Origin of the sequence: Isoptericola aurantiacus (genome assembly GCF_044769875.1) — a bacterium.
In the GTDB taxonomy this organism is placed as follows: Bacteria; Actinomycetota; Actinomycetes; order Actinomycetales; family Cellulomonadaceae; genus Isoptericola; species Isoptericola aurantiacus.
On the sequence record NZ_JBJBAE010000003.1, the window covers coordinates 66,595 to 90,682 of the forward strand.

Sequence of the window (24,088 nt, forward strand, 5' to 3'; positions counted from 1 at the left end):
GCGGGGGCCACGGGTCCGGCGGGGTGCCGTTCCCGGACCGGCTCGACGTCGGGCCGGTACGGACGACGTTAGGCAGCGGGTGTTTCACCTCACGGCGCGGGGGCGTGAACTTCCCATGAGCCAAAACTCTCACCGCCCTCAGGGGACCTGTGAGAACTCCGGGCGGCCGGCACGTCCGGCGGCTCGGGTGTCCGACAGGATCTCACAGCCACTCCGGTAGTGCCGTGAGGTCGCTGCTGCACCGGCGACACATCGGCGGCCTACGGTGACAGGTATGACGGGACCCGCACCGCGCACGATCGCCGAGCACAGGAGCGCCGTGCTCGCGCGCACGGCGCCGCTCGGCGCCGTCGAGGTTCCGGTGGAACACTGCGCGCAGACGCCCGGGCTGGTGCTGGCCCGCGACGTCGCCGCCGCCGCGGCCGTGCCGGCCTTCGACAACTCCGCGATGGACGGCTACGCCGTGCGCCTCGCGGACCTGCCCGCGGACGGCTCGGAGGTCACCCTGCCGGTGGTCGCCGATGTGCGTCCCGGCCCCCCACCCGACGTCGCGGACCCCGCATCCGACGTTGTGGGCATGAAATCTACCGGCGTGGATGGTTCCGGGACTGTCAATTCCATACCCACAACGCCTGCCGGGGCGGTGCGGATCATGACCGGTGCCGCCCTGCCCGCCGGGTTCGACGCCGTCGTGCCCGTCGAGCGCACGTCGACCGGCCGGTTCGTCGCGGGCGGGCCGACGGCGGAGCGCACCGTCACGCTCGCCCGGCAGCCCCGCGACCACGTGCGGCGTGCCGCGACGGACCTGCGTCCCGGTGACCTGCTGGCCCGCGCCGGGACGACGGCGGGTCCGGGGCTGGTCGCCGCGGCCGCCGCCGCGGGGCTCACCACGCTCGCCGTCCACCGCCGGCCGCGGGTCGCCGTGATCTCCACCGGCTCCGAGCTGGCGGACCTCGGCACCGCCGCGCCCGGCACCATCCCGGACTCCAACTCCCTCATGCTCGCCGCCCTCGCCCGGGACCTGGGCGCCGACGTCGTCCGCGTCGGCGCGGTCCCCGACCACCCCGACGCGCTGCGTGCGGCCCTGGACGACGTCACGGACACGGCACGCCCGGCGGACCTGGTCGTCACCTCCGGCGGCGTCTCGGCCGGTGCGAGCGACGTGGTGCGCGAGGTCCTCGCCTCGGGCGCCGCGGACGACGTCGAGCTCGCCGCCGTCGCCATGCGTCCGGGCCGCCCGCAGGCGGTGGCGACCTGGCGCGGCGTGCCCTGGATCGCCGTCCCGGGCAACCCGGTGAGCGCCTTCGTGTCGTTCACGCTCTTCGTCCGCCCCGCCCTGCGCCGGCTCGCCGGGCACGAGGGCACGACGCCGGTGCGCACCGGGCGTGCGGCGACGGGGTGGACGAGCCCGCCCGGCGTCGAGCAGGTGCTGCCGGTGACCACCGGGCCCGACGGCGTCACCCCGGCCGCGCGCGACGGGCACCACCTGGCCGCGCTCCCCCGCGCCGACGCGCTCGTGATCGTCCCGGCGGCGGTGGAGAAGGTCGTGGCCGGTGACCCGGTCGCGATCGTCGCGCTGGACGGGGAGAGCCGATGAGGATCGACGCCGTGGTGCTGGCCGGGGGCCGCGCGACCCGGCTCGGCGGGACGCCCAAGGCCCAGGTCGTCGTCGGCCCGGCGACGCTGCTCGAGCACGCGCTGGCCGCGACCCGCGGCGCCGAGGCGACCGCCGTCGTCGGCCCCGTGCCGACCGGAGCACCCCCGGACGTCGTCGTCACGCGGGAGGACCCACCGTTCGGCGGGCCGGTGGCCGGCCTCGACGCCGGGCTGCGTGCCCTGGACCGCCCCGACGCTCCCGACCGGGTGCTGGTGCTCGCCGTGGACGTCCCCGGGGCGGCCGCGGCCGCCGCCGCGCTGCACGACGCCGCCGCAGAGCACCCGGAGGCCGACGGGGTGCACCTCGTGCACGACGGACGGGCGCAGTGGCTCACCGGGATCTACCGCCGCGCCGCCCTGACGGGAGCGCTCGCCGGCCTGGAGCCGCACGGCGCACCGGTGCGGCGGCTGGTCGCCCCGTTGCGGCTGGTCGCGGTGCCCGACGGGTCCGGGATGAGCGACGACGCCGACACCTGGGAGGATGTGGACAGGCTCTCCGCGCGGTTCGCGGCGGCCCACGACGAGGGAGGAACCGCATGACCCAGGACACCCCGGCCGTCCTCGCGCGCTGGGTCGAGGCCGTCGAGGCCGATCTCGGGCTGCCCGCGGGCAGCGTCGACCTCACCGAGATCCTGGACCTCGCCCGGGACGCCGCGCACCACGTCGCCCGGCCCGCCGCGCCGGTGACCGCGTACCTCGTCGGCTACGCCCGCGGTCTCGCGAGCGCGTCCGGCCGTGCCACCGCGGACGACGACGTCGCCGACCGCACCGCCCGGCTCGCGCTGGGCTGGGACGCCGGGAGCCGCCCATGAGCCTCGTCGACCTCGGCATCCCGATGATCCCCGGCAGCGGGGCCGACGGCGGGCTGCCCGCCGACCGTCCGGACGCGTCCGGGCTGGTCGACCGTTTCGGCCGCGTCGCCACCGATCTGCGGGTCTCCCTGACCGACCGCTGCAACCTGCGCTGCACCTACTGCATGCCCGCCGAGGGGCTGCCCGCCCTGCCGCGTGACGCCGTCATGAGCCGCGCCGAGATCGCCCGGCTGGTCGGCGTCGCGACCCGGGACCTCGGCGTGCGGCAGGTGCGGTTCACCGGCGGTGAGCCGCTCCTGCGCCGCGACCTGGTCGACGTCGTGGCCGACGTCGCGGCGCTCGACCCGCGGCCCGAGATCAGCCTCACCACCAACGCCGTCGGCCTGGACTCGCGGGCCGACGCCCTGCGCGCGGCCGGCCTGGACCGGATCAACGTCTCGCTCGACACCCTGGACCCGGACACCTTCGCCACGCTGGCGCGCCGGCCGTTCCTGGAGCGGACCCTGGCGGGGATCGAGGCCGGGGCGCGCGTGTTCGACCTGGTCAAGATCAACGCCGTGCTGGTGCGCGGGGTCAACCTCGACCATGCCGCGGACCTGCTCGGCTGGTGCCTGGAGCGCGGGTTCGAGCTGCGGTTCATCGAGCAGATGCCGCTCGACGCCGATCACTCGTGGGACCGGTCGGCGATGGTCACGGCGGCCGAGGTGCGGGAGCTGCTCGGGCGCCGGTTCGCGCTGTCCCCGGACGACGAGCCGCGCGACGGCGCACCCGCCGAACGCTTCGAGGTCCGCTCGCTCGGCGCCGGGCAGCGGCTCGGCCGCGTCGGCATCATCGCCTCGGTCACCGAGCCGTTCTGCGCCGACTGCCGCCGCACGCGGCTCACCGCCGAGGGCGGCGTCCGCGACTGCCTGTTCGCGCACACCGAGACCGACCTGCTCGGGCCCCTGCGCGACGGCGCGTCGGACGCCGAGCTGGCCGACCGGTGGCGCACCGCCATGTGGGGCAAGCGCGCCGGGCACGGGATGGACGACCCGTCGTTCACCCAGCCCGACCGGACCATGAGCGCGATCGGAGGCTGACCATGGTGGAGCTGCGGTACTTCGCGGCGGCGCGGGCGGCGCTCGGCCGGTCGGGCGAGTCGCTGGTGGTCGACGACGGCGCGACGGTCGGCGACGTCGTCGGGCGCCTCAGCGCCGCCTCGCCCGACGCGGCGCCGGTGCTGTCACGGTGCTCGGTGCTGCTCGACGGGCGCCGGGTCGACGGCGGCGAGACCGTGCCCGACGGCGCGACGCTCGACCTGCTGCCGCCCTTCGCCGGCGGCTGAGCAGGAGCGCCGCACTGTCACGCCGCGCCGCACGGCGCACGGCGCACGGCGAGATCGACGTACCCGTATCGAGATCGACGCACGGTACGTCGATCTCGGTACGGGTACGTCGATCTCGGCGCGACAGGGGTGGGTGGCCGGGTCGGGACCTACTGAGCGGCCTTGTGGGCGCGGATGACCTCGGCGGCCTGCGGCAGCACGTCGGCCAGGTCGCCCACGACGGCGAAGTCGCAGATCTCGAAGATCGGCGCCTCGGGGTCGGAGTTGACCGCCACGATCACCTGCGACGCCTGCATGCCACCGCGGTGGTGCGGCGCGCCCGAGATCCCCGCGCCGACGTAGAGCCGCGGCGCGACGGTGACGCCGGTCTGCCCGACGTACCGGTCGAACCAGCCCTCGAAGACGGCGTCGCGCGAGGCGCCGATCGCCGCACCGAGGGCGTCGGCGAAGTCCTGCACCGGCCCGAAGTCGCCGTCGGTGCCCCGCCCGCCGGCCACCACGATCGCGGCCTCCTCGAGCGTCGGACGGTCGGAGTCGCGCACCGTCGCGGTCCGCTGGGTGACTGCCGGCAGCACACCCTCCACGGCGACGGCGAACCCTTCGACCTCCGCGGTGACCGCGGCGTCCGCGGGCTGCGGGACGACGGCGTTGGCCCGGACGGTCAGGACGGCCACGTCCGTGGTGACGCGGCTGGAGGTGTCCCAGGCGCCGGCGAAGACTCGTTTGGTGCCGACGATGCGGCCCTCGTCGTCCTCGGCGACCCCGGCGGCGTCGATGACGACCCCGGCGTCGAGCTCACGGCCCGCGAGCGCCGCCGCCTCCTTGGCGGCGAACGTCGAGGGCGCCAGGACGACGTCGGCGTCGGTGAGCCGGACGGCCGCGGCCAGGGTGGTGGCCACGACGGCGGACAGGTGGCGGGCGTCACCGCGGACCTCGGCCGGCAGCTCGGCCTGGTGGACGGTCTCGACGCCGTAGGTGCCGAGCAGGGCCAGTGCCTCGACGCTCGGCGCCTCGAGCGTGACGGCCTCGACGCGGCCGAGCGACCGGGCGATCGTCAGCAGCTCCAGGACGCTGGGGCGGACCTCGCCGGCGGGGTCGAGCAGGACCAGGACCGTGCGGTTGACGGTGGGCTCAGACATCGTGACGACTCCGTTCAGACCAGCTCGTTGCGGATGAGGTACTCGGCGAGCGCCCGGCCGCCGGAGCCCTTGTCCTGGACCAGCTCCACCTCGGGCTTCTCGGGGCGCGGAGCCGCCTGGGTGGTCTCCGTGCGCGCGCCGGCCGCGCCGACCGTGGCGGCGTCGAGCCCGAGGTCCGCGGCCGTCCACTCCTCGATCTGCTTGCTGCGGGCGGCCATGATGAGCTTGAAGTTGGGGAACCGCGGCGTGTTGGCGGTGTCGGCCACGGACAGCACCGCGGGCAGGGGTGCGCTCAGGGTCTCGGTGGCCTCGTCGGTCTCTCGCGTGATCTCGAGGGTGCCGTCGGTCAGCGACACCGACTTGGCGAACGTCAGCGCGGGGCGTCCGAGCTCGGCGGCCAGCAGCGCCGGCACCACCGAGCCCAGGCCGTCCAGGGCCGCCATCCCGGTGATCACCAGGTCCACCGGGGCCTCGGACGCGAGCCGCCGCACCGCGGCCGCCAGTGCTGCCGTCGTGCCGAAGTAGTCCGAGCCGGCGAGCACGTCGTCCGAGACCCGCACCCCGCGGTCCACACCCATCTGGAAGGCCTTGCGCAGGGCGATGTCCCCCGTGGCGGGGGCCACGGTGAGCGCCACGACCTCGCTGGCCTCGCGCTCGTCGTCGGGCAGCGCCTCGACGAGGCGCAGGGCGGCCTCGAGAGCGTTCTCGTCGAGCTCGTTCAGCGTGCCCTCGGCCGGGTCGCGCACGACGCGACAGTCCGCGAACTTCCGTTCGGCGTTGATGTCCGGCACGTACTTCACGAGAACGGCGATGCGCACGGGGAACCTTCCGATCCAGGTGCTCGACGGATGACCACGGCGGCCGGAGCCGCCTGGGGCGAGCCTACTCGCCGCGCGAGCGCGTCCGGTCCCCCGTCCGCATCGCGCGACGGTGTCGTCGCAGCCCGCGGCGCGTGCGTTCGTCGCCGTCGCAGCCGGAAGGCAGGATGGGCGCATGGATTCCCGGCCCAAGGTGACACCGCTGACCCGCCCCACCCGGACGCGCAGCCACGTGCCTCCGCTCGGTGTCCGCACCACGCCCGACGGCGGGGTCGACGTCGCCGTCCTCGCCTCGCACGCCACGGGCGTCGACCTGTGCCTCGTCGACGTCGTCGACGACGCCAAGGACGCGCACGACCCGGACCGGTACGCCGAGCGCCGCGTCCCGTTGGACGGACCGACGTACGGCGTCTGGCACGGCCACGTGCCCGACGTCGCCCCCGGGCAGCGGTACGGCTTCCGGGCGCACGGCCCCTGGGACCCGGCGGCGGGGATGCGGCACAACCCGGCCAAGCTCCTGCTGGACCCGTACGCCCGCGGCTACCGCGGCGACCTCGCCTACGTCCCGGCCACCCTGGGCGGCGGGGCGGACGACGACGGCGGGCCGGACGCGCAGGACTCCCTGCCGTTCGTCCCCCACGCGGTCGTCATCGGCGACCTGCCGGACGCCCCGCCCCTGACGCGCCCCCGGGTGCCCTGGGCGGACACCGTGGTCTACGAGGCGCACGTGCGGGGGCTGACGCTGCAGCACCCCGACGTGCCCCCCGAGCTGCGCGGGACGTACGCGGGCCTGGCCCACCCGGCGGTGATCGAGCACCTGACGTCCCTGGGCGTCACGACGCTGGAGCTGCTGCCGATCCACGCCTCGGCCGCCGAGCCCTGGCTGGCCGGGCGGGGCCTGACGAACTACTGGGGATACTCGACGATGGGGTTCTTCGCCCCGCACGCCGCGTACGCCACCGCCGCGGCGCGCGAGGCCGGCCCGCACGCCGTCCTGGACGAGGTGCGCGGCATGGTCCACCTGCTGCACGCCGCCGGCATCGAGGTGATCCTCGACGTCGTCTACAACCACACCTGCGAGGGCGGCGACGACGCCCTGGACCTGTCGTGGCGCGGGCTGGACAACACGCTCTACTACCTGCACGACGGCGGGACCCCGGCCGCGCTCGCCGACGTCACCGGGACGGGCAACACGCTCGACTTCCGCCGGTGGCGCGTGGTGCAGATGGCCCTGGACTCGCTGCGCTACTGGGCCGAGGTCGTCGGCGTGGACGGCTACCGGTTCGACCTCGCCGTCACCCTGGGGCGTGACCACGACGGCTTCACCCCCGACCACCCGTTCCTCGTGGGGCTGCAGACCGACCCGGTGCTGTCCGGGCTCAAGCTCGTGGCCGAACCGTGGGACGTGGGGCCCGGCGGCTGGCAGACGGGCCGCTTCCCTGCCCCGATGGCCGAGTGGAACGACCGCTTCCGCAACGCGGCACGGTCGTTCTGGCTGGAGGCCCCGAAGGCCGGTTCCCACAGCGGGCCCATGCACGGCCTGCGCGAGCTGACCACCCGGCTGGCCGGCTCGGCGGACCTGTTCGGGCACTCGGACCCGCCCCTGATGCGGGGACCGGTCGCGTCCGTCAACTACGTCACGGCCCACGACGGCTTCACCCTGGCCGACCTGGTCTCGTTCGACCACAAGCACAACGAGGCCAACGGCGAGGACAACCGGGACGGCACCGACGACAACCGCTCCTGGAACCACGGCGTCGAGGGCCATGCACCGCAGGGCGACGACGCCACGACCGAGCCGTGGTCGGCCGTCGTGCCGCTGCGCCGCCGTTCCCAGCGCAACCTGCTGGCCACGCTGCTGCTGGCCGCGGGCACCCCGATGATCACCGCCGGCGACGAGATGGGGCGCTCGCAGCGCGGCAACAACAACGCCTACGCCCAGGACTCCGAGCTGTCCTGGGTGGACTGGGACCTCGACGTCTCGGGCCGGGAGCTGCTGGCCACCGCCCGGTACCTCGTCGGGCTCCGGGCCGAGCACGCCGCGCTGCGGGCCGAGTCGTTCTTCCTGGGCACGCCCCGGCCCGACGAGGAGCTGCCCGACCTGCTCTGGTACGACGAGACCGGTGCCGAGATGGACCGTGCCGCCTGGGCCGTGGACGGCCGGCGCGTCATCCAGATGCTGCGGCCCGGTCCGGACGAGACCGAGGCGGACGTGCTGTGCGTCCTGCACGGCGGGCTGGAGGACGTCGAGGTGACGTTGCCCGCGCTGCTCGACGGCGCGGACACGTGGGAGCGGGTGTGGAGCTCGACCTGGGACTCGCCCGAGGGCCCCGAGCAGGCCGACGAGGAGGAGGCACCCGGGCACGCGCTCGTGGAGTCGCTCAGCGTCGAGGTGTTCGTGGCGCGCCGCTGACGGCGGGGCCCGCGCCCGCCCCGGGACCGACCGGCCGGCATCGCTGGGACATCGGGGCGCCGTCTGCCAGACTGCGCCCATGGCAGACGCGGACGTCATCGTCATCGGGGCAGGCCTGTCGGGCCTGGTCACCGCGACCGAGCTCACGGCGGCCGGGCGCCGCGTGATCCTGCTCGACCAGGAGCCGGAGGCCTCGCTCGGTGGACAGGCCTGGTGGTCGTTCGGCGGGCTGTTCCTCGTCGACTCCCCCGAGCAGCGCCGCCTCGGGGTGCACGACTCGGCCGAGCTCGCCTGGTCCGACTGGCTCGGGTCGGCCCGGTTCGCGCCCGGCGCGGAGGACGGCGCGGGCCCCGACCGGCACGGGTACGCCTGGGCCAAGCACTACGTCGAGGCGGCGGCCGGCGACCTGCGGTCCTGGCTGCACGCCAAGGGGGTGCGCTGGTTCCCGCTGGTGCAGTGGGCCGAACGGGGCGGGTACGCCTTCGGCCCCGCGCACGGCACGGGCCACGGCAACACCGTGCCGCGCTTCCACGTCACCTGGGGCACGGGCCCGGCGATCCTCCAGCCCTTCGTCACCGCCGCGCTCGAGGCCCGCTCCGCGGGTCTGCTCGACCTGCGGTTCCGCCGTCGGGCGACCGCCCTGGTCACCACGGACGGCCGCGTCACGGGGGTGCGGACGGAGATCCTGGCCGACGACGGCGCCCTGCGCGGCGCGCCGTCGTCCCGCGACGTGGTGGGCACCGAGGAGCTGAGCGCCGGGGCGGTCGTCGTCGCCTCCGGCGGCATCGGGGCCAACCACGAGGTGGCGCGCGCACGCTGGAACCCGGCCGTCGGCACGTTGCCCGCCCGGATGCTCTCCGGCGTGCCCGACTCCACCGACGGCCTCATGCTCGGCCACGCCGCCGACGCCGGCGCCGCCCTGGTGCACGAGGACCGGATGTGGCACTACCCCGAGGGAATCGCCAACCACTCGCCGGTGTGGACGAACCACGGCATCCGGATCCTGCCCGGGCCGTCGTCCCTGTGGCTCGATGCCGACGGCGGTCGGCTGCCCGCTCCCCTCTTCCCCGGGTTCGACGCCCTCGGCGCGCTGCAGCACGTGACCGCCCGCGGCGACGACCACTCCTGGTTCGTGCTCAACAAGGCGATCATGGACTCCGAGTTCGCCCTGTCCGGCTCGGAGCAGAACCCGGACCTCACCGGCAAGGACATCCGGTTGCTCGCCCAGCGGGTGCTGCCCGGGGCCGTCGGCCCGGTGGAGCGGTTCGCGCGGGAGTCACCGGAGTTCCTGTGGGCCGACACCCCTGAGGAGCTGGCCGGGAGGATGAACGCGCTGACGGACGCGACCGAGGGGTCCCGCGGCCACGTCGACCCGGCCGGGCTGGCCGCCGTCGTCCGCGCCCGCGACGCCCAGGTGGCCTCGGGGCTGGGCAAGGACCCGCAGGTCGTGGCCACCCGGGCCGCCCGCGACTTCCGGGTCGACAAGATGATCCGCGTCTCCCCGCCGCGGCCGCTGACCACGCCGAAGGACGGTCCGCTGCTCGCGGTGCGGCTGTCGGTGCTGACCCGCAAGACGCTCGGCGGGCTGTGGTGCGACCCGTCCGGCCGGGCCCTGCACGAGGACGGCACCGTGCTGGAGGGCCTGTGGGCCGTGGGTGAGGCCGCCGGGTTCGGCGGCGGCGGCGTGCACGGGCACCGCGCGCTGGAGGGGACGTTCCTCGGCGGCTGCCTGCACACCGGGCGGGTCACCGGGCGCGCGCTGGCCGCCGACCTCGGCTGAGCCGGGCACCCGGCCCGGCCGTGCGGGTCAGTGCTGCTCCTCGGTCGAGCGCGAGCCGGTCAGGGTGAGGGCGCCACCGGCGACGACCACGCCGACGACCACCGCGAGCAGGGCGTAGACGATCCGCTCGCCGTGGAAGAAGGACGTGACGAGCTCGGTGCTCCACGTCCCGGCGGGCAGCGCCGCGGTGACGAGGACGGCGAGGAGCGTCCCGACGACGGCGGTGCCGAGGCTCGTGCCGACCTCCTGCGCCGTGTCGTTGAGCGCCGCACCCAACGAGGTGCGGTTCTCGGGCATGGCGTCGACCAGGGCGACGGCGCAGATCGTCATGACGGTGCGCAGTCCGATCGTGAACGTCACCATGAAGATCGCGATGGTGAGGTACCCGAGCTCGACGCCCCACGCGATGCCGCCCAGCGAGACGGCCAGCAGCGCCGCCCCCACGAGGCATGCGACCCGGTGACCGAACCGCCGGGCCAGCGCCTCCGACAGCGGCGTGGCCAGCACCATCGTGAGGATCATCGGCAGGTTGGCCAGCCCCGCACGCACCGGGCTCCACCCGTCGGCGTACTGGAAGTGCAGGATGAGGCCGAACATGAGGCCCGCCATCGCGATCGAGGTACCCGCCTGGGCGATGCTCGCACCGCGGACGACGCCGCTGCGGAAGACCGCCAGGTCGAGCATGGGCTGGGCGGTCCGGCGTTCGTGCCGCACGAAGGCGACGAGGGCGAGCACCGCGCCGGCGCCGCACGCCCCCGTCCAGGGCGAGCTCCACCCGTGCTCCACGCCGCTGGTCGCCGTATAGCAGACGAGCCCGATCGTGGCGATGCTCAGCACGGACCCGGCCAGGTCGAGCCGGTCCGTCGTCAGGCCGGCCGGGTCGTCGGCGGCGACGCCGGCGCGGACACCGATCCAGGCGAGGAGCGCGACCGGCGCGTTGACGAGCAGCAACCACTGCCAGCCGACGTGGGCGAGCGCGGTGCCCCCCAGCAGCGGGCCGAGGACGAAACCGCTCATGCCGACGACGATCATCACGGTCATGGCGCGCATCCGCAGCGCCTGGTCCTCGAACAGCCGGAAGACGAGCGAGTTGGTGATCGGCGCCGTCGCGGCCGCGGCGACGCCCAGCGCGGCGCGCAGCGCGACGAGCTCTCCGGGGGTCTCGACGAGCACCACGCCGAGGCTGACCAGACCGAACGCGGCGAGCCCCCAGAGCAGGACCCGGCGGCGCCCGATCCGGTCGGCGGCCGATCCGGCGGTGAGGAGCAGTCCGCCGAACGTGAGCGAGTAGGCGCCGGTGACCCACTGCAGCGCGGTGGTCCCGGCCCCCAGGTCCCGACCGATCGTGGGCAGCGCGATCGTGAGCAGCGTGTTGTCGACCATCTCCACGAAGAAGGCCAGGCAGAGCGCCAGCATCGGGAGCCACGCGGCTCGCAGGGACGGGTAGGTCCGCGGGGGCGCGGCAGCGGTGAGAGCGGTCATGGCCGATCTCCTCTCGAACATGGTTCTTTTACCGAACAACGTTCTATAAACTAGAACGCCGTTCGGTAGGATGCAAGGCATGCGGACGGACGACGGCGTGAGCGATCGGTCACAGCGCCCCGCGCGGGGCAGGGACGGCCGCCGCCGTGCCTCCCACTCCCTCGACACCGTGGTCGGCGCGGCGGTGGCCCTGCTCGACGAGGCCGGCGAGCCGGCGCTCACGTTCCGGGCCCTGGCCGCCCGGCTCGGCGGCGGCGTCGGTTCGATCTACTGGTACGTCTCCAGCAAGGACGAGCTGCTGGGCCGTGCGGCCGACATGGTCCTGGAGACCGTGCTCGACGACACGGCGGACGTGGGTTCCGACGACCCGGTGGCGGACATGAGACAGATCGCCCTCGCCTTCTACGCCGCCACCGTGCACCGCCCGTGGCTCGGGGCGTACTTCCTGCGCGACGCCGGCACGCAGCCGAACGGCTTGCGCCTCTACGACCGCATGGGGCGTCAGACGATGCGCCTCGACCTCACGCCGCGGCAGCGGTTCGACGCGGTCTCGGCCGTCATGGCCTACGTCGTCGGCGTCGCGGCGGACCGCGGTCAGGACCCGCCGGCCGAGGTGCGCGAGGGACGCGTGGACCTCGACCAGCACGTCGCAGGGTTCCGCGACGAGCTGCTCGCCCTCGACCCGGACGAGTTCCCGTTCGTGCACCATGTGGCGGACGAGTTCGCGACGCACGACGACGTCGAGCAGTTCCGCGCCGGGCTCGACCTGCTCCTGGCCGGCCTGCGACAGCAGAGCGGCCCGAGCGACACGCCGTAGCGCACGAGGGCTGAACGGGTCGTTCCGGGCATGTTGTCGCGCAGACCCCGCCGGGGCTGGCTAGCGTGGGGGTCGTGACGCCCCCGCAGCCCGCACCGCCCCATCCCATCGGCCGCATCCCCGTGCTCGAGGTCGGCCCCGTGGTCGAGGGGGGCCGCTGGCCTGCCAAGGCGACCCCCGGCGAGGTCGTCCCGGTCGAGGCCACCGTCTTCCGCGAGGGCCACGACGCCGTCTCCGCCACGGCCGTGCTGTTCGGCCCCGACAAGCGCGTGCACTCGTGGGCGCCGATGGTCGACGTCGCGCCGGGCCTGGACCGGTTCCGCGGCTTCCTGCAGCCCGACAGCACGGGCGACTGGTCGTTCCGGGTCGAGGCCTGGTCCGACCCGTACACGACCTGGGCGCACGACGCGACGATCAAGGTCGAGGCCGGCCAGGACGTCGAGCTCATGCTCGCCGAGGGGGCGCTGCTGTTCGAGCAGATCGTGTCCCGCAAGCTCCAGCGCCGCCGGACCCCCGAGGACGCCGAGCTCCTGGCCGACGTCGCCCGCGAGCTCGCCGACACCACGCGGCCGCCCGAGGCGCGCCTGGCGATGGCCACCCAGCACGCCGTCGTCGAGGCCCTGCACCGCATCCCCCTGCGCCGGCTCATGACGCCCAGCGCGACCTACCCGCTGCGCGTCGACCGGCGGCTCGCCCTGGCGGGCTCCTGGTACGAGATGTTCCCCCGCTCCGAGGGAGCGACGCAGATGCGCGACGGGACCTGGCGGTCCGGCACGTTCGTCTCGGCGTCCAAGCGGCTGCCGGCGATCGCCGCGATGGGGTTCGACGTCGTCTACCTCACGCCGATCCACCCGATCGGCACCACGTTCCGCAAGGGCCGCAACAACACCCTCGGCGCCGAGCCGGGCGACCCGGGCAGCCCGTACGCGATCGGCTCGCCCGACGGCGGCCACGACGCGATCCACCCCGACCTGGGGACGGAGCGGGGCTTCAAGGCGTTCGTGGCCGAGGCGCACGACAACGGCCTGGAGGTGGCGCTCGACCTGGCGCTGCAGTGCTCGCCCGACCACCCCTGGGTGCACGAGCACCCCGAGTGGTTCACGGTCCGTGCCGACGGCTCCATCGCCTACGCCGAGAACCCGCCCAAGAAGTACCAGGACATCTACCCGCTCAACTTCGACACCGATCCGCAGGGGCTGTCCGCCGAGGTGCTGCGGATCGTGCGCACCTGGATCGACCGCGGCGTGACGCTGTTCCGGGTGGACAACCCGCACACCAAGCCGCTGGACTTCTGGGAGTGGTTGCTCGCGGAGGTCCGCGCGACGAACCCGGAGGTGATCTTCCTGTCCGAGGCGTTCACCAAACCCGCGATGATGGCCACGCTCGGCCGCATCGGCTTCCACCAGTCCTACACGTACTTCACCTGGCGCAACACCAAGGAGGAGATCGAGGAGTACCTCGCCGAGGTCTCCGGCGAGCAGGGAGCGCTGATGCGCCCGGCGTTCTGGCCCACCACCCACGACATCCTGCCGCCCTACCTGCAGGAGGGCGGTGCCGCCGGCTTCGCGGTCCGTGCCGTCCTCGCCGCGACCGGGAGCCCCACCTGGGGCATCTACTCCGGCTACGAGCTGGTGGAGAACGTGCCGCGGCCCGGCGTCGAGGAGCAGATCGACAACGAGAAGTACGAGTACCGCCCGCGCGACTGGTCCCGCGCCGACGACCTCGGCATCTCGATGCTGCTCGGCACGCTCAACGCGATCCGGCGTGCCCACCCGGCCCTGCAGCAGCTGCGCAACCTCACGGTCCACCCCACCACCAACGACCAGGTGGTGGCCTACTCCCGGCGCGTCCGTGCCGAGCACCTGCCGGCCGCGGGCCGTCCGGGTGCCACCGGCGACGACGTCGTGCTGGTGATCGCCAACCTCGACCCGCACCGGCCCCAGGAGTCCACCGTGCTGCTCGACGTCGACGCCCTCGGCCTGACCGCACCCGACGACGTCGAGGACCAGCCGTTCTTCACGGTCCACGACGAGCTCACCGGGGCCACCTACCCCTGGGGCAGGCATCCGTACGTGCGGCTGGACCCCCAGGTGCAGGTCGCCCACGTGCTGCGGGTGACGGCCGCATGAACGCCTCCGTGAACGCCGGCGGCGTCGACGTCCCCCGTCCCATCACCCGGCAGATCCCGGTGCAGGCGCTGCCGCCGCGGCGTCAGCCGGAGCCGCCGCCCCTGCCCAAGCCGGGGCTGAGCGACGACCCGGACTGGTACCGCAAGGCGGTCTTCTACGAGGTCCTGGTGCGGGCCTTCACCGACTCCGAGGGTGCCGGCACCGGGGACCTGCGCGGCATCATGGACCGTCTCGACTACCTGCAGTGGCTGGGCGTGGACTGCCTGTGGCTGCCGCCGTTCTTCCCCTCGCCCCTGCGCGACGGCGGGTACGACGTCGCGGACTTCACGGCGGTCGCCGCCCAGTACGGCAACCTGCAGGACTTCGGCCGGCTCATCGAGGCGGCCCACGCGCGGGGAATCCGCATCATCATCGACCTGGTGATGAACCACACCAGCGACCAGCACCCGTGGTTCCAGTCGTCGCGGTCCGACCCGGACGGCCCCTACGGCGACTTCTACGTGTGGTCCGACGACGACACGCGGTACCAGGACGCGCGCATCATCTTCGTCGACACCGAGACCTCCAACTGGACGTTCGACCCGGTGCGCCGCCAGTACTTCTGGCACCGGTTCTTCAACCACCAGCCGGACCTGAACTTCGAGAACCCGAAGGTCGCCGAGGCGATGCTGGAGGTGACCCGGTTCTGGCTGCGCACCGGGGTCGACGGCTTCCGGCTGGACGCCGTGCCCTACCTGTTCGAGGAGGAGGGCACCAACTGCGAGAACCTGCCGCAGACGCACGACTTCCTGCGGCGCGTGCGCGAGATGATCGACACGGAGTTCCCGGGGCGCATCATGCTCGCGGAGGCCAACCAGTGGCCGCACGACGTGGTGCACTACTTCGGCACGGCCGAGGCGCCCGAGTGCCACATGTGCTTCCACTTCCCGGTGATGCCGCGCATCTTCTACGCGCTGCGCGACCAGCGCGCCAACCAGCTCCTCGACATCCTGGCGGACACCCCGGACATCCCGGCGCCGGGCGGGCAGTGGAGCACGTTCCTGCGCAACCACGACGAGCTCACCCTGGAGATGGTCTCCACCGAGGAGCGCGCCGCGATGTACGGGTGGTACGCGCACGACCCGCGCATGCGCGCCAACGTGGGCATCCGCCGTCGGCTGGCGCCCCTGCTGGACAACTCGCGCAAGGAGACCGAGCTGGCGCACGCGCTGCTGCTCTCGCTGCCGGGCAGCCCGTGCCTGTACTACGGCGACGAGATCGGCATGGGCGACAACATCTGGCTGCCGGACCGCGACGCCGTGCGCACGCCCATGCAGTGGACCCCGGACCGCAACGCGGGGTTCTCCACCGCCGACCCGGGCAAGCTGTACCTGCCTCTCAACCAGTCGCTGGTGAACCATTACCACCACGCCAACGTCGAGGCCCAGCTGGCCCAGCCCACCTCGCTGCTGCACTGGGTGCACGGCATGCTCGCCGTCCGGCGCCTGCACCCCACGTTCGGCACGGGCGCCTTCGCCGCGCAGGAGGTCGACGACGAGGCCATCCTGGCGTTCACGCGGACCGACGACGAGACCCTGCTCGTCGCGGCGAACCTGTCCACCACGGCGCGGTCGGCCACCATCTCGGTGCCCGAGCTCGCCGGCTGGTCGCTCACGGACCTCTTCGGGGGCGGCCGGTTCCCCGCCGTGGGCCCGGACGGGTCCGTCCAGCTCTCGTGGGGGTCCCGGGACTTCTACTGGCTGGTGGCCACCCCGCCGGACGACGACAGCGTGACCGACTCCTGAGGAGGACGACCGCCATGATCGACGTCGCCGTGCAGCACGCCGTGCCCGACCCGAGCGTCGGGGAGCTCCTGGCCGCCTGGCTGCCCACGCAGCGCTGGTTCCCCGGCTCCGACGACGTCCGCGTCGAACCGTGGCTCGCCGTGACGTTCGACGACGGCGGTGAGGAGGGTGCACCGGGAGCGGGTCCCGTGGCCGACGCCGGCACGCCGGTCGCGTCCGAGCCGCACCTCGTGCTGCTCCTGGTCCGGCTCACCGGCCCCGCGCTGCCCGGCGGCGAGCTCCTCGCCCAGGTGCCCCTGGTGCTGTCCGACCCGGAGCACGTCAGCCTCGGCCACATCGGCACGGTCACGACGGCCGCCGGGGACGTCGCGGTGCACGACGGCGGGGCGAACCCCACGGGCTGGGTCACCCTGCTGCACGCGATGGGGATCGAGGGTGACGCGGACGAGCTGACCGAACGCGCCCGGGTGCTCGCCGGGGAGCAGTCGAACACGTCGGTGATCCTGCCGGGCGTGCCCTCCCCGCAGGGGTCGGGCGGGATGCTCAAGATCCTGCGCACCATCGCCGACGGGCCGCACCCGGACGTCGTCGTGCCGGCGGCCCTGACCGCGGACGGGTGGGACGGCGTGCCCCGGTTCCTCGGAGCCCTGGAGGTCGACCCCGGCGACGGCGTCCCGCTGCACCTGGCCATCCTGTCCGAGCTGGTCCCCCACGCCGTCGACGGGTTCGAGCTGGCCTGCGACCTGGCGAGCCGGGACGAGTCGTTCGCGGGCCACGCCGCCGCGCTGGGCCGGCTGGTCGCCGAGCTGCACGAGCGGATGGGTCGCGTCCTGCCGCCCGGACCGTCGCTGGACGCCGGCGGGTTCGTGGCGGGGCTGCGCCGTCGTGCCGACCGCGCCGTCGGCGAGGTGCCCCCGCTGGGCGAGCGCGCGAACGACGTGGCCGCGATCCTGGACCAGCTCGAGGGCCGTCTGGCGGCCCTGACCCACCCCGTCGCCACCCAGCACGTCCACGGCGACCTGCACCTGGGTCAGACCCTGCACGGCGACGCCGACTGGAAGGTGCTCGACTTCGAGGGCGAGCCGCAGCGACCGGTCACCGAGCGCACCGCCCCGGACCTGCCGCTGCGCGACGTCGCCGGGATGCTGCGGTCCTTCGACTACGCCGCGGCGGTCGGCGGGGCCACGGAGCCCGCGGCATGGCAGGCCGAGGCGGCCCGGGCGTTCCTCGACGCCTACCGGGCCGCGGCGCCGCCCTCGGGACTCGACGACGACACCGCGGCGCTCGTGCTGGACGCGCTCGTGCTCGACAAGGCGCTGTACGAGGTGGTCTACGAGAACCACCACCGCCCGCACTGGCTCGGCATCCCCCTGGACGCCGTCGACCGGGTCTTCAGCAGGCACTGACCCGCAGCAGGACCGCCCGGTCGGCGAACAGCACCGGCAGGGCGAGGCCCACCTCCCCGAGCAGCCGTCCGGGCAGCTCGACGCCCCCGGCCTCGATCCAGGGCACCGGGACGCCCCAGCGGGCCGCGACGCCCTCCGTCGTGGTGATCGGGCCGTCCAGCGCGACCCGGTAGGTGCGGTCCGGGTCCAGGCCCGGCAACCGCTGGGCCGGGGGCGGCCAGGACTCCGACGACGCCGTGCACACCCAGGCGTACAGCGCCTCGCCGCCGTCGGGCGCGACGACGCCGTGCAGGGTGTAGGCCGGGTCCGCGACGTCGGCGTGCACCACCCGGCCGGAGTGCAGCAGCCCGCGGCGCCGGACGTAGTACGCGACCCACTCGGCGAGCCGATCCCGGTCCTGCGGCAGCGCCGCGGTCACGTCCCACTCGATGCCGAGATGCCCGAACAGGGCGACGGCGCACCGGAAGTCCAGCGGCAGCGCCCGGTCCGACGTCGGGGCGACCGGTGCCGAGACGTGGGCTCCGATCATCTCCGGCGGCACCAGGAGGGACGTCCAGCGCTGGATGCCGACGCGCTCGTGGGCGTCGGTGGAGTCGGAGGCCCACACGCGGTCGGTGCGCTGCAGCATCTCCAGGTCGACCCGGGCGCCGCCCGAGGCGCAGGTCTCGATCTCGAGGCCCTCGTGGCGCTCACGCAGCTCGTCCATCAACCGGTGGACGGCGAGCGTCTGGGCCCGGACGGCGCCGCGGCCCGACGGCGGCAGGCCCGCCTCCCCGATCTCGCGGTTGTGGTCCCACTTGAGGCAGGCGATCGGGTACCGGTCCAGCAGCGCGTCGAGCTGGTCGCGCACGTGGGCGTACGCGCCGGGGTCGGCGAGGTTCAGCACGTGCTGGTGCCGGCCCTCGCGAGGCGGACGCCCGCCGGCGGCCGTCAGGATCCACTCGGGGTGCGCCCGCGCGACGTCGGAGTCCAGGTTGACCATCTCGGGCTCCACCCACAACCCGAAGTCCATCCCGAGGGCGTGCACGTGGTCCACCAGCGGCCCCAGCCCGTCGGGGTGGGCCTCGGGCGAGACGACCCAGTCCCCCAGCCCCGCCGTGTCGTCACGGCGAGCGCCGAACCAGCCGTCGTCGAGCACGTACCGTTCCGCCCCGACCTCGGCCGCGGCGTCGGCGAGCGCCCGCAGCCGGTCGGTGCCGTGGTCGAACGTGACGGCCTCCCAGGTGTTGACCACCACGGGCCGCGGCGTGCGGGGATGCTGCGGGCGGGCGCGCAGCCAGTCGTGCACGCGACCGGCGGCGTCGTCGAGCCCGACGCCGTACGTGCCGTAGGCCCACGGCGAGGTGTAGGCCTCCCCGGGCCCGAGCCGCACCTCGCCGGGGTCGAGGGCCTCTCCGGCCGCCAGCAGGGAGACCCCGTGGGGGGTGCGCTGGGCGAGCATGCGCTGGTTGCCGGACCAGGCGGCGTGCACGCCCCAGACCTCACCGGACCGGGCCCCGAACCCCGGCTCGCCGGCGCACAGCAGGAAGGCGCTGTCGAACCCGGGCCGACCGCGGGCGCCGCCGCGCTCGTGGGTGCCGTGGACGAACGGGAGCCGCTGCGGGGAGCGTTCGCGCAGCTGGTGCCCCGTCAGGTCGAGCAGCTCGGCGGCACGCGCGGGCACCGGCAGTGCGGGCAGCACCCCGGTCAGGTCGTAGGTGCCGGCGCCGGTGCTCGTGACGACGGCACGCACCCGGACCAGGCCGCTGCGCGCCTGCTCGACCTCGAGTCGCAGGCCGAGGCCCGCGGCGTCGTCCGCGGCGTCCACCACCACCCCGGCCGACCACGGCGCCGGACGCGGCGCCTCGGCGACGGAGGTCACGACGAACCGGGTCGACGGCGACGCCCCGCCGCGGTGGCCGGAGACGCCGCGGACGCCGGGCCACCCCGACGACGCCTCGGGCAGCACGGAGACCGGCATCGCACCGTCGACGGGATACCCGAACGGCTGCGGGGCGCACGCGCGCCGCAGCTCGGCCAGCGTCGCGCCGTCGACGGCACCGAGGTCGGCGCCCCAGTGCACGACGACGGGCAGCCGGTCGTCGGTGACGGCCAGCACCAGGCTGACCCCGCCGGAACGCAGGTGGATCATGCGGTGCCCCCGAGCCGCCGGTAGGTCGCGGCGATCACCTCGGCCGCCGGCTTCCCGGACGGGCAGTAGTCGTCGTTCCCGGCGGCGTCCTGCCGGGCGTACAGCGTGGCCGGCCAGTCCCACAGCACCCAGCCCTGCACCCACGGACGGGCGGACGTCGCCGCGAGCATGTCGCGGTACCAGGCCTCCTGCTCGCCGCCGTCGGGCGGGCCCTGCAGGGTCCAGTCGTTGGGCAGCGCGGCCGAGCCGGTGCGGCTCGGGCAGCCGGTCTCCATGAAGAAGAACGGCTTGCGCTCCCGGGCGACGACGGGCGCGATGCGGTCGAGCTGGGCCTCCCACCCGCCCAGCGGGTAGTACCCGGACGCGCTCATCACGTCCACCGCGTCCCACCAGGTCAGGCGGTCCTCCTGGTACTTGTCGCAGTTGTAGGTGACGAGTCCGTCGTAGACCTCGCGCACGGCGGCGATCACGGCCCGCCACTGCTCGGCGTGCGGGTCGGAGCGCACCATCTCGCAGCCGACGCAGAACATCTCGGCACCCTCCTGCGCGGCGATGCGGGCGTGGTGCACCACGAACTCGGTGTAGGAGGCGAACCACCGGTCCCAGGTCGGTTCGTTCGGCACGTCCGGCTCGAGGAACCCGATGTGGGCGCGCCAGGTCCCGTCGGCGACGTTCACCACGGGCTTGAGGCACACCCGCTGCCCCCGCGCCTTCGCCGCGCGCACCGCCCAGCGCACCTCGTCGTCGGTGAGGGCCGGGGCCTCGCGGAACGGGATCCGCGTGGACTGCGCGGTGGCCTGGACGGCGGCGTAGGTCACCGCCGTCCAGGTGGTGGCGAGCTCGGCCACCATGGCGTCCAGGGACCGCTCGGACTCCGGGGTGGCCCAGGTCCCGCGCACGCCCGTCCAGCCCCAGGTCATGCCGAGCACCGGGCCACCCGGCAGCGGCACCACCGGGACCTCGGCAGCTCCCGGCGACGCCGCCGGACCCGCCGCGGTCATCGCGCACCCGCGACGAGCTGGTTGAGCGACCGCAGCACGTGCGGGGCGGTCAGCGCCGCACGGTCCACCGTGACGCCGTCGGGCACCCGCACGGCGAGCTCCACGGTCTCGCCCGGCAGCAGCGTGACCATCTGGGCGTCCACGCAGGCGTCGGGGTGCACCTTGTCGACCAGCAGCGTGAGGTCGCGCACCAGCGTGTCGGCGACGACCTGCACGCTGAGGCCGCCGTCGGGCGCCGGGACGACGGCGGTGCGCAACCGCGGCGCCGGCAGGGCGGAGTCACGGGGCTCGGCGAAGAACCACAGGCCCCGCGTCCCGTCCAGCTCGGCGACGACGAGCTCGCCCGCCTCGTGGTCCGGCGTGGCGACGTCGGTCGGCAGGGTCAGCGTCTCGGCGCCGCGTCCCTCGACCTTGACGGGCAGGCTCGCGCCGGCGATCTCGGTGCCGTCGAACGCGAGCCGGCGCACGACGAGGTCGCCGCCCCACGGCTCGTCGGTGTCGTTGACGACGGCGACCGACAGTCCGGCCGGCCGCGGCTGGACGGTCACGAGGCGGTCGGCGTGCGCCTGGCCCAGGGCGTAGAGCAGCGGCTTGGCCCGTCCGTCGCCGTCGACGGCGGACCAGGACGTGACGGGCCAGCAGTCGTTGAGCTGCCAGACCACCGACCCGGAGCAGCGCGGTGACCACGAGCGCAGGTGCTCGACGGCGGTGCGCACCGCCGTCGCCTGGTTCCAGGACATCGCCCAGTGCCAGTCGTCCATGTCGTCCGGTACCGCGAGGTGCGGCGCCAGCCCCACCGAGAGCTTCTTGTTGCCCTCCATGGCCTTCTGGTGCACCTGCATGCCGGGCGACTCGGGGGTCAGGGGGTCGTCGGAGACCGCCCGGGTGAGGGTGGACCATGCCGGCGGGGCCTGCCAGCCGAACTCGGCCATGAACCGCGGCACGTCGTCGCGGTAGCGGGTCCAGTCGAGCCGGTTCCACACGTCCCACGAGTGCATGGACCCGTGGTCGGGATCGTTGGGGGGCACGTCGAGCGTCCCGGACCACGGGCTCGACGGCGTGTAGGGCCGGGTGCCGTCGACCTCGGCCACGATCCGCGGCAGCAGGTCCGTGTAGTAGCCCAGGCCCCAGGTCTTGTCGACGAGCAGCGGCTCCCACCCCCACTCGCGCACGCCCCAGACGTTCTCGTTGGAGCCGTTCCACAGCACCAGCGACGGGTGGGGCGCCAGCCGGGCGACGTGCTCCCGTGCCTCGGCCTCCACCTCGGAGCGCAGCGGCTCGTCCTCGCTGTAGGCGGCGCAGGCGAACGCGAAGTCCTGCCAGGTCAGCACGCCGCGCTCGTCGCAGAGCTCGTAGAAGTCGTCGGACTCGTAGAGGCCGCCGCCCCACACGCGCAGCAGGTTGATCCCGGCCTGCTCGGCCTGGTCGATCCGCCGCGCGTAGCGGTCCCGGTCTACCCGGGGGGCGAAGACGTCGTCGGGGATCCAGTTGGCGCCCCTGACCCACACCGGCCGGTCGTTGACCAGCAGCGTGAACGACGTCCCGTCGTCGTCGGGCTCCATCGCCAGAGCGGCCGACCGGAAACCGGTGCGCGTCCTCCAGCGGTCCAGCACGTCACCGGCCGGGCAGTCCCGGCCGGTCACCGTCACCTCGACGTCGTAGAGCGGCTGCGCGCCGTACCCGCGCGGCCACCACAGGGCGACGTCGGGCACCTCGAGGGGCACGACGACGGAGGCGCTGCCGGCGGGGACCGTCACGGTGGCGTGCACGTCCGCGCCCGCGCCGGTCACGCGTGCCGTCACCTCCAGGAGCGCGCCCGGGGAGCGGACGACGTCGGCGTGGACCGTGAGCCGGCCGAGCGCCTCGGTACCGGTGAGGTCGGCGGTGGGGACCGCTCGTACCGCACCGAGGCGGGCACCGCGCCACGACTCGAGGCGGACGGGACGCCAGATGCCGACGGTCGCGGCGTCGATCCCCCAGTCCCACCCGAAGTTGCACGCCGACTTGCGCACGGCGTTGAAGGGATGGTGGTTCACCTGCGGCCGCTGTCCCAGCGCGAGGCTCTGCGCGTCGGCGTAGGGAACGGGCGCCGTGAACCGCACCGTCAGGACGTTGTCGCCGTCGAGCAGCGTCTCGGTGACGTCGAACCGGTAGGACCGGTGCTGGTTCGCGGTCCGGGCCACCTCCGTGCCGTTCAACGTCACGGTGGCGACCGTGTCGAGGCCGTCGAGGGCGAGCTCGGTGCGCTCGTCGTCGGGGCCGGGCGAGCGCCGGAAGGTGGTGGCGTACTCCCAGTCGCAGCGGCCGATCCACTGCAGCAGACGCTCGTGGTCGTCCAGGTAGGGGTCGGGGATCAGTCCGGCGGCGAGCAGGTCGGTGTGGATCGTGCCCGGCACGGTGGCCGGGATCCCGGCGGCCAGCACGTCGGCGAGGTGCGCCGGGACGGGTCCGGCGACGGCGCGCACGCTCCAGCCGGCGTCGAGCTCACGGGTGGGACGGGGTGCGGTGTGGGTCACTTGGTGGCTCCGGAGGTCAGGCCGTTGTAGATCTGCCGCTGCAGCAGCAGGAACGCGACGAGCGTCGGGACGATCACGAGGACGGCCCCGGCGCAGATCACCTCCCACTGCGCCCCGAACGGTCCCATGAAGCGGAACAGGGAGGTCGAGACGACGCCGAGGTCGCGTGAGGGCATGTACAGGAACGGGATGTAGTACTCGTTGTAGATCGCGATGCCCTTGACGATGACGACGGTCGCGATGGCAGGGCGCAGCAGCGGGAAGATGATGCGGGCGTAGATGGTCAGGCGGTTGGCGCCGTCGAGCATGGCGGCCTCGTCGAGCGACCGCGAGATGCCCCGCATGAACTGCAGGAAGATGTAGATCGAGATGATGTCGGTGCCCATGAACAGCACGATCGCGGCCCACCGGGTGTTGAACAGGCCCAGGCCGTTGACCACCTGGAAGGTGGCCACCTGGGTCGTCACGGCGGGCACGAGCGTGGCCAGCAGGAACCCGCCCATCACCAGCCGGCGGCCCCGGAAGTCGAACCGGTCGACGGCGTAGGCCGTCATGGTGCCGATGACGATCGTGCCCACCAGCGCGACGACCAGGATGACCGAGGTGTTGACGAACCCGCGGATCATCCCGCCCTGGACGAACGCGGTGACGAAGTTGTCGAGGTTCGTCCAGTGCTGGGGAGGCGTCAGCGGGTCCGAGGTGGCGAACTCCTCCTTCGTCTTGAAGGCCGCCATGAACACGGTCACCAGCGGGATGAGCGCGGCGGCGCACGCGACCACCAGGCTGGCGTACTTCGCGGTGGTGGCCACCGGTCCGAGGAGCGGGTGCAGGGCGCGCAGGGCTCGGCGGAACCGCAGCACGGTGCCCTCCACCGGGCCCG

18 protein-coding genes are annotated in these 24,088 nt (G+C 74.2%); 11 read left to right on the forward strand and 7 right to left on the reverse strand.

Translation table 11 applies throughout. The features are described 5' to 3' along the window. Nucleotides 1-274: 274 nt before the first annotated feature. The 5 genes from ACIQLL_RS10300 to ACIQLL_RS10320 are packed head-to-tail and all read left to right on the forward strand — an operon-like array spanning nt 275 to nt 3,792. Nucleotides 275-1,597: a molybdopterin molybdotransferase MoeA gene (locus ACIQLL_RS10300; RefSeq protein WP_402466416.1), complete on the forward strand. Its 1,323-nt coding sequence runs from the start codon at nt 275-277 to the stop codon at nt 1,595-1,597. Further along, nucleotides 1,594-2,196, forward strand: coding sequence for a molybdenum cofactor guanylyltransferase (gene mobA / locus ACIQLL_RS10305; RefSeq protein ID WP_402466419.1), 603 nt, complete (start codon nt 1,594-1,596; stop codon nt 2,194-2,196). The genes ACIQLL_RS10300 and mobA overlap by 4 nt, the downstream gene beginning before the upstream one ends. Next, nucleotides 2,193-2,468 (forward strand): DUF6457 domain-containing protein, encoded by a 276-nt coding sequence (locus tag ACIQLL_RS10310; RefSeq protein WP_402466421.1) that lies wholly within the window; start codon nt 2,193-2,195, stop codon nt 2,466-2,468. The genes mobA and ACIQLL_RS10310 overlap by 4 nt, the downstream gene beginning before the upstream one ends. Then, on the forward strand, nt 2,465-3,547 hold the full coding sequence (moaA, locus tag ACIQLL_RS10315; RefSeq protein ID WP_402466423.1) for a GTP 3',8-cyclase MoaA: 1,083 nt from the start codon (nt 2,465-2,467) through the stop codon (nt 3,545-3,547). Before ACIQLL_RS10310 ends, moaA begins: the two co-directional genes overlap by 4 nt. 2 nt (nt 3,548-3,549) lie before the next feature. Continuing rightward, nucleotides 3,550-3,792 (forward strand): MoaD/ThiS family protein, encoded by a 243-nt coding sequence (locus ACIQLL_RS10320; protein ID WP_402466426.1) that lies wholly within the window; start codon nt 3,550-3,552, stop codon nt 3,790-3,792. A 149-nt stretch (nt 3,793-3,941) separates the two neighbouring features. Here ACIQLL_RS10320 and ACIQLL_RS10325 read toward each other — a convergent pair whose 3' ends face one another. Together ACIQLL_RS10325 and ACIQLL_RS10330 are read right to left on the reverse strand one after the other, a co-directional pair. Further along, complete coding sequence (locus ACIQLL_RS10325) at nt 3,942-4,931, reverse strand: electron transfer flavoprotein subunit alpha/FixB family protein (protein WP_402466429.1); 990 nt, start codon at nt 4,929-4,931, stop codon at nt 3,942-3,944. Nucleotides 4,932-4,945: 14 nt separating this feature from the next. Further along, entirely contained in the window at nt 4,946-5,749 is an 804-nt protein-coding gene (locus ACIQLL_RS10330; RefSeq protein WP_402466431.1) for an electron transfer flavoprotein subunit beta/FixA family protein, read from the reverse strand. 175 nt (nt 5,750-5,924) lie between these two features. Between ACIQLL_RS10330 and glgX the strand changes: the two genes are divergently transcribed. Together glgX and ACIQLL_RS10340 are read left to right on the forward strand one after the other, a co-directional pair. Beyond that, entirely contained in the window at nt 5,925-8,162 is a 2,238-nt protein-coding gene (gene glgX / locus ACIQLL_RS10335; protein WP_402466433.1) for a glycogen debranching protein GlgX, read from the forward strand. A 79-nt stretch (nt 8,163-8,241) separates the two neighbouring features. Continuing rightward, entirely contained in the window at nt 8,242-9,942 is a 1,701-nt protein-coding gene (locus ACIQLL_RS10340) for an FAD-binding dehydrogenase (protein WP_402466435.1), read from the forward strand. Nucleotides 9,943-9,969: 27 nt separating this feature from the next. On the opposite strand, the gene ACIQLL_RS10345 is transcribed toward ACIQLL_RS10340, so the two are convergent. Next, nucleotides 9,970-11,424 (reverse strand): MFS transporter, encoded by a 1,455-nt coding sequence (locus ACIQLL_RS10345; protein ID WP_402466438.1) that lies wholly within the window; start codon nt 11,422-11,424, stop codon nt 9,970-9,972. A gap of 79 nt (nt 11,425-11,503) precedes the next feature. Between ACIQLL_RS10345 and ACIQLL_RS10350 the strand changes: the two genes are divergently transcribed. The 4 genes from ACIQLL_RS10350 (at nt 11,504) to ACIQLL_RS10365 (ending at nt 17,560) form a co-directional block, all read left to right on the forward strand. Further along, nucleotides 11,504-12,241, forward strand: coding sequence for a TetR/AcrR family transcriptional regulator (locus tag ACIQLL_RS10350; protein ID WP_402466440.1), 738 nt, complete (start codon nt 11,504-11,506; stop codon nt 12,239-12,241). A 65-nt stretch (nt 12,242-12,306) separates the two neighbouring features. After that, entirely contained in the window at nt 12,307-14,370 is a 2,064-nt protein-coding gene (locus tag ACIQLL_RS10355) for an alpha-1,4-glucan--maltose-1-phosphate maltosyltransferase (RefSeq protein WP_402466443.1), read from the forward strand. After that, a complete protein-coding gene (gene treS / locus ACIQLL_RS10360; protein WP_402466446.1) occupies nt 14,367-16,154 on the forward strand; it encodes a maltose alpha-D-glucosyltransferase in 1,788 nt (595 codons plus the stop codon). The genes ACIQLL_RS10355 and treS overlap by 4 nt, the downstream gene beginning before the upstream one ends. A gap of 14 nt (nt 16,155-16,168) precedes the next feature. Beyond that, nucleotides 16,169-17,560 (forward strand): aminoglycoside phosphotransferase, encoded by a 1,392-nt coding sequence (locus ACIQLL_RS10365; RefSeq protein ID WP_402466448.1) that lies wholly within the window; start codon nt 16,169-16,171, stop codon nt 17,558-17,560. Here the strand turns inward: ACIQLL_RS10365 and ACIQLL_RS10370 are convergent. Genes ACIQLL_RS10370 through ACIQLL_RS10385 form a run of 4 tightly spaced genes read right to left on the reverse strand, consistent with a single transcriptional unit; the run spans nt 17,547 to nt 24,065 of the window. After that, nucleotides 17,547-19,691, reverse strand: a complete 2,145-nt coding sequence (locus ACIQLL_RS10370) for an alpha-galactosidase (RefSeq protein WP_402466451.1) — start codon at nt 19,689-19,691, stop codon at nt 17,547-17,549. The genes ACIQLL_RS10365 and ACIQLL_RS10370 overlap by 14 nt on opposite strands. Continuing rightward, complete coding sequence (locus tag ACIQLL_RS10375) at nt 19,688-20,692, reverse strand: glycoside hydrolase family 113 (RefSeq protein ID WP_402466453.1); 1,005 nt, start codon at nt 20,690-20,692, stop codon at nt 19,688-19,690. The genes ACIQLL_RS10370 and ACIQLL_RS10375 overlap by 4 nt, the downstream gene beginning before the upstream one ends. Further along, a complete protein-coding gene (locus ACIQLL_RS10380) occupies nt 20,689-23,208 on the reverse strand; it encodes a glycoside hydrolase family 2 protein (protein WP_402466456.1) in 2,520 nt (839 codons plus the stop codon). The genes ACIQLL_RS10375 and ACIQLL_RS10380 overlap by 4 nt, the downstream gene beginning before the upstream one ends. Next, nucleotides 23,205-24,065, reverse strand: a complete 861-nt coding sequence (locus ACIQLL_RS10385) for a carbohydrate ABC transporter permease (protein ID WP_402467400.1) — start codon at nt 24,063-24,065, stop codon at nt 23,205-23,207. The genes ACIQLL_RS10380 and ACIQLL_RS10385 overlap by 4 nt, the downstream gene beginning before the upstream one ends. Between the last annotated feature and the right edge of the window lie 23 nt (nt 24,066-24,088).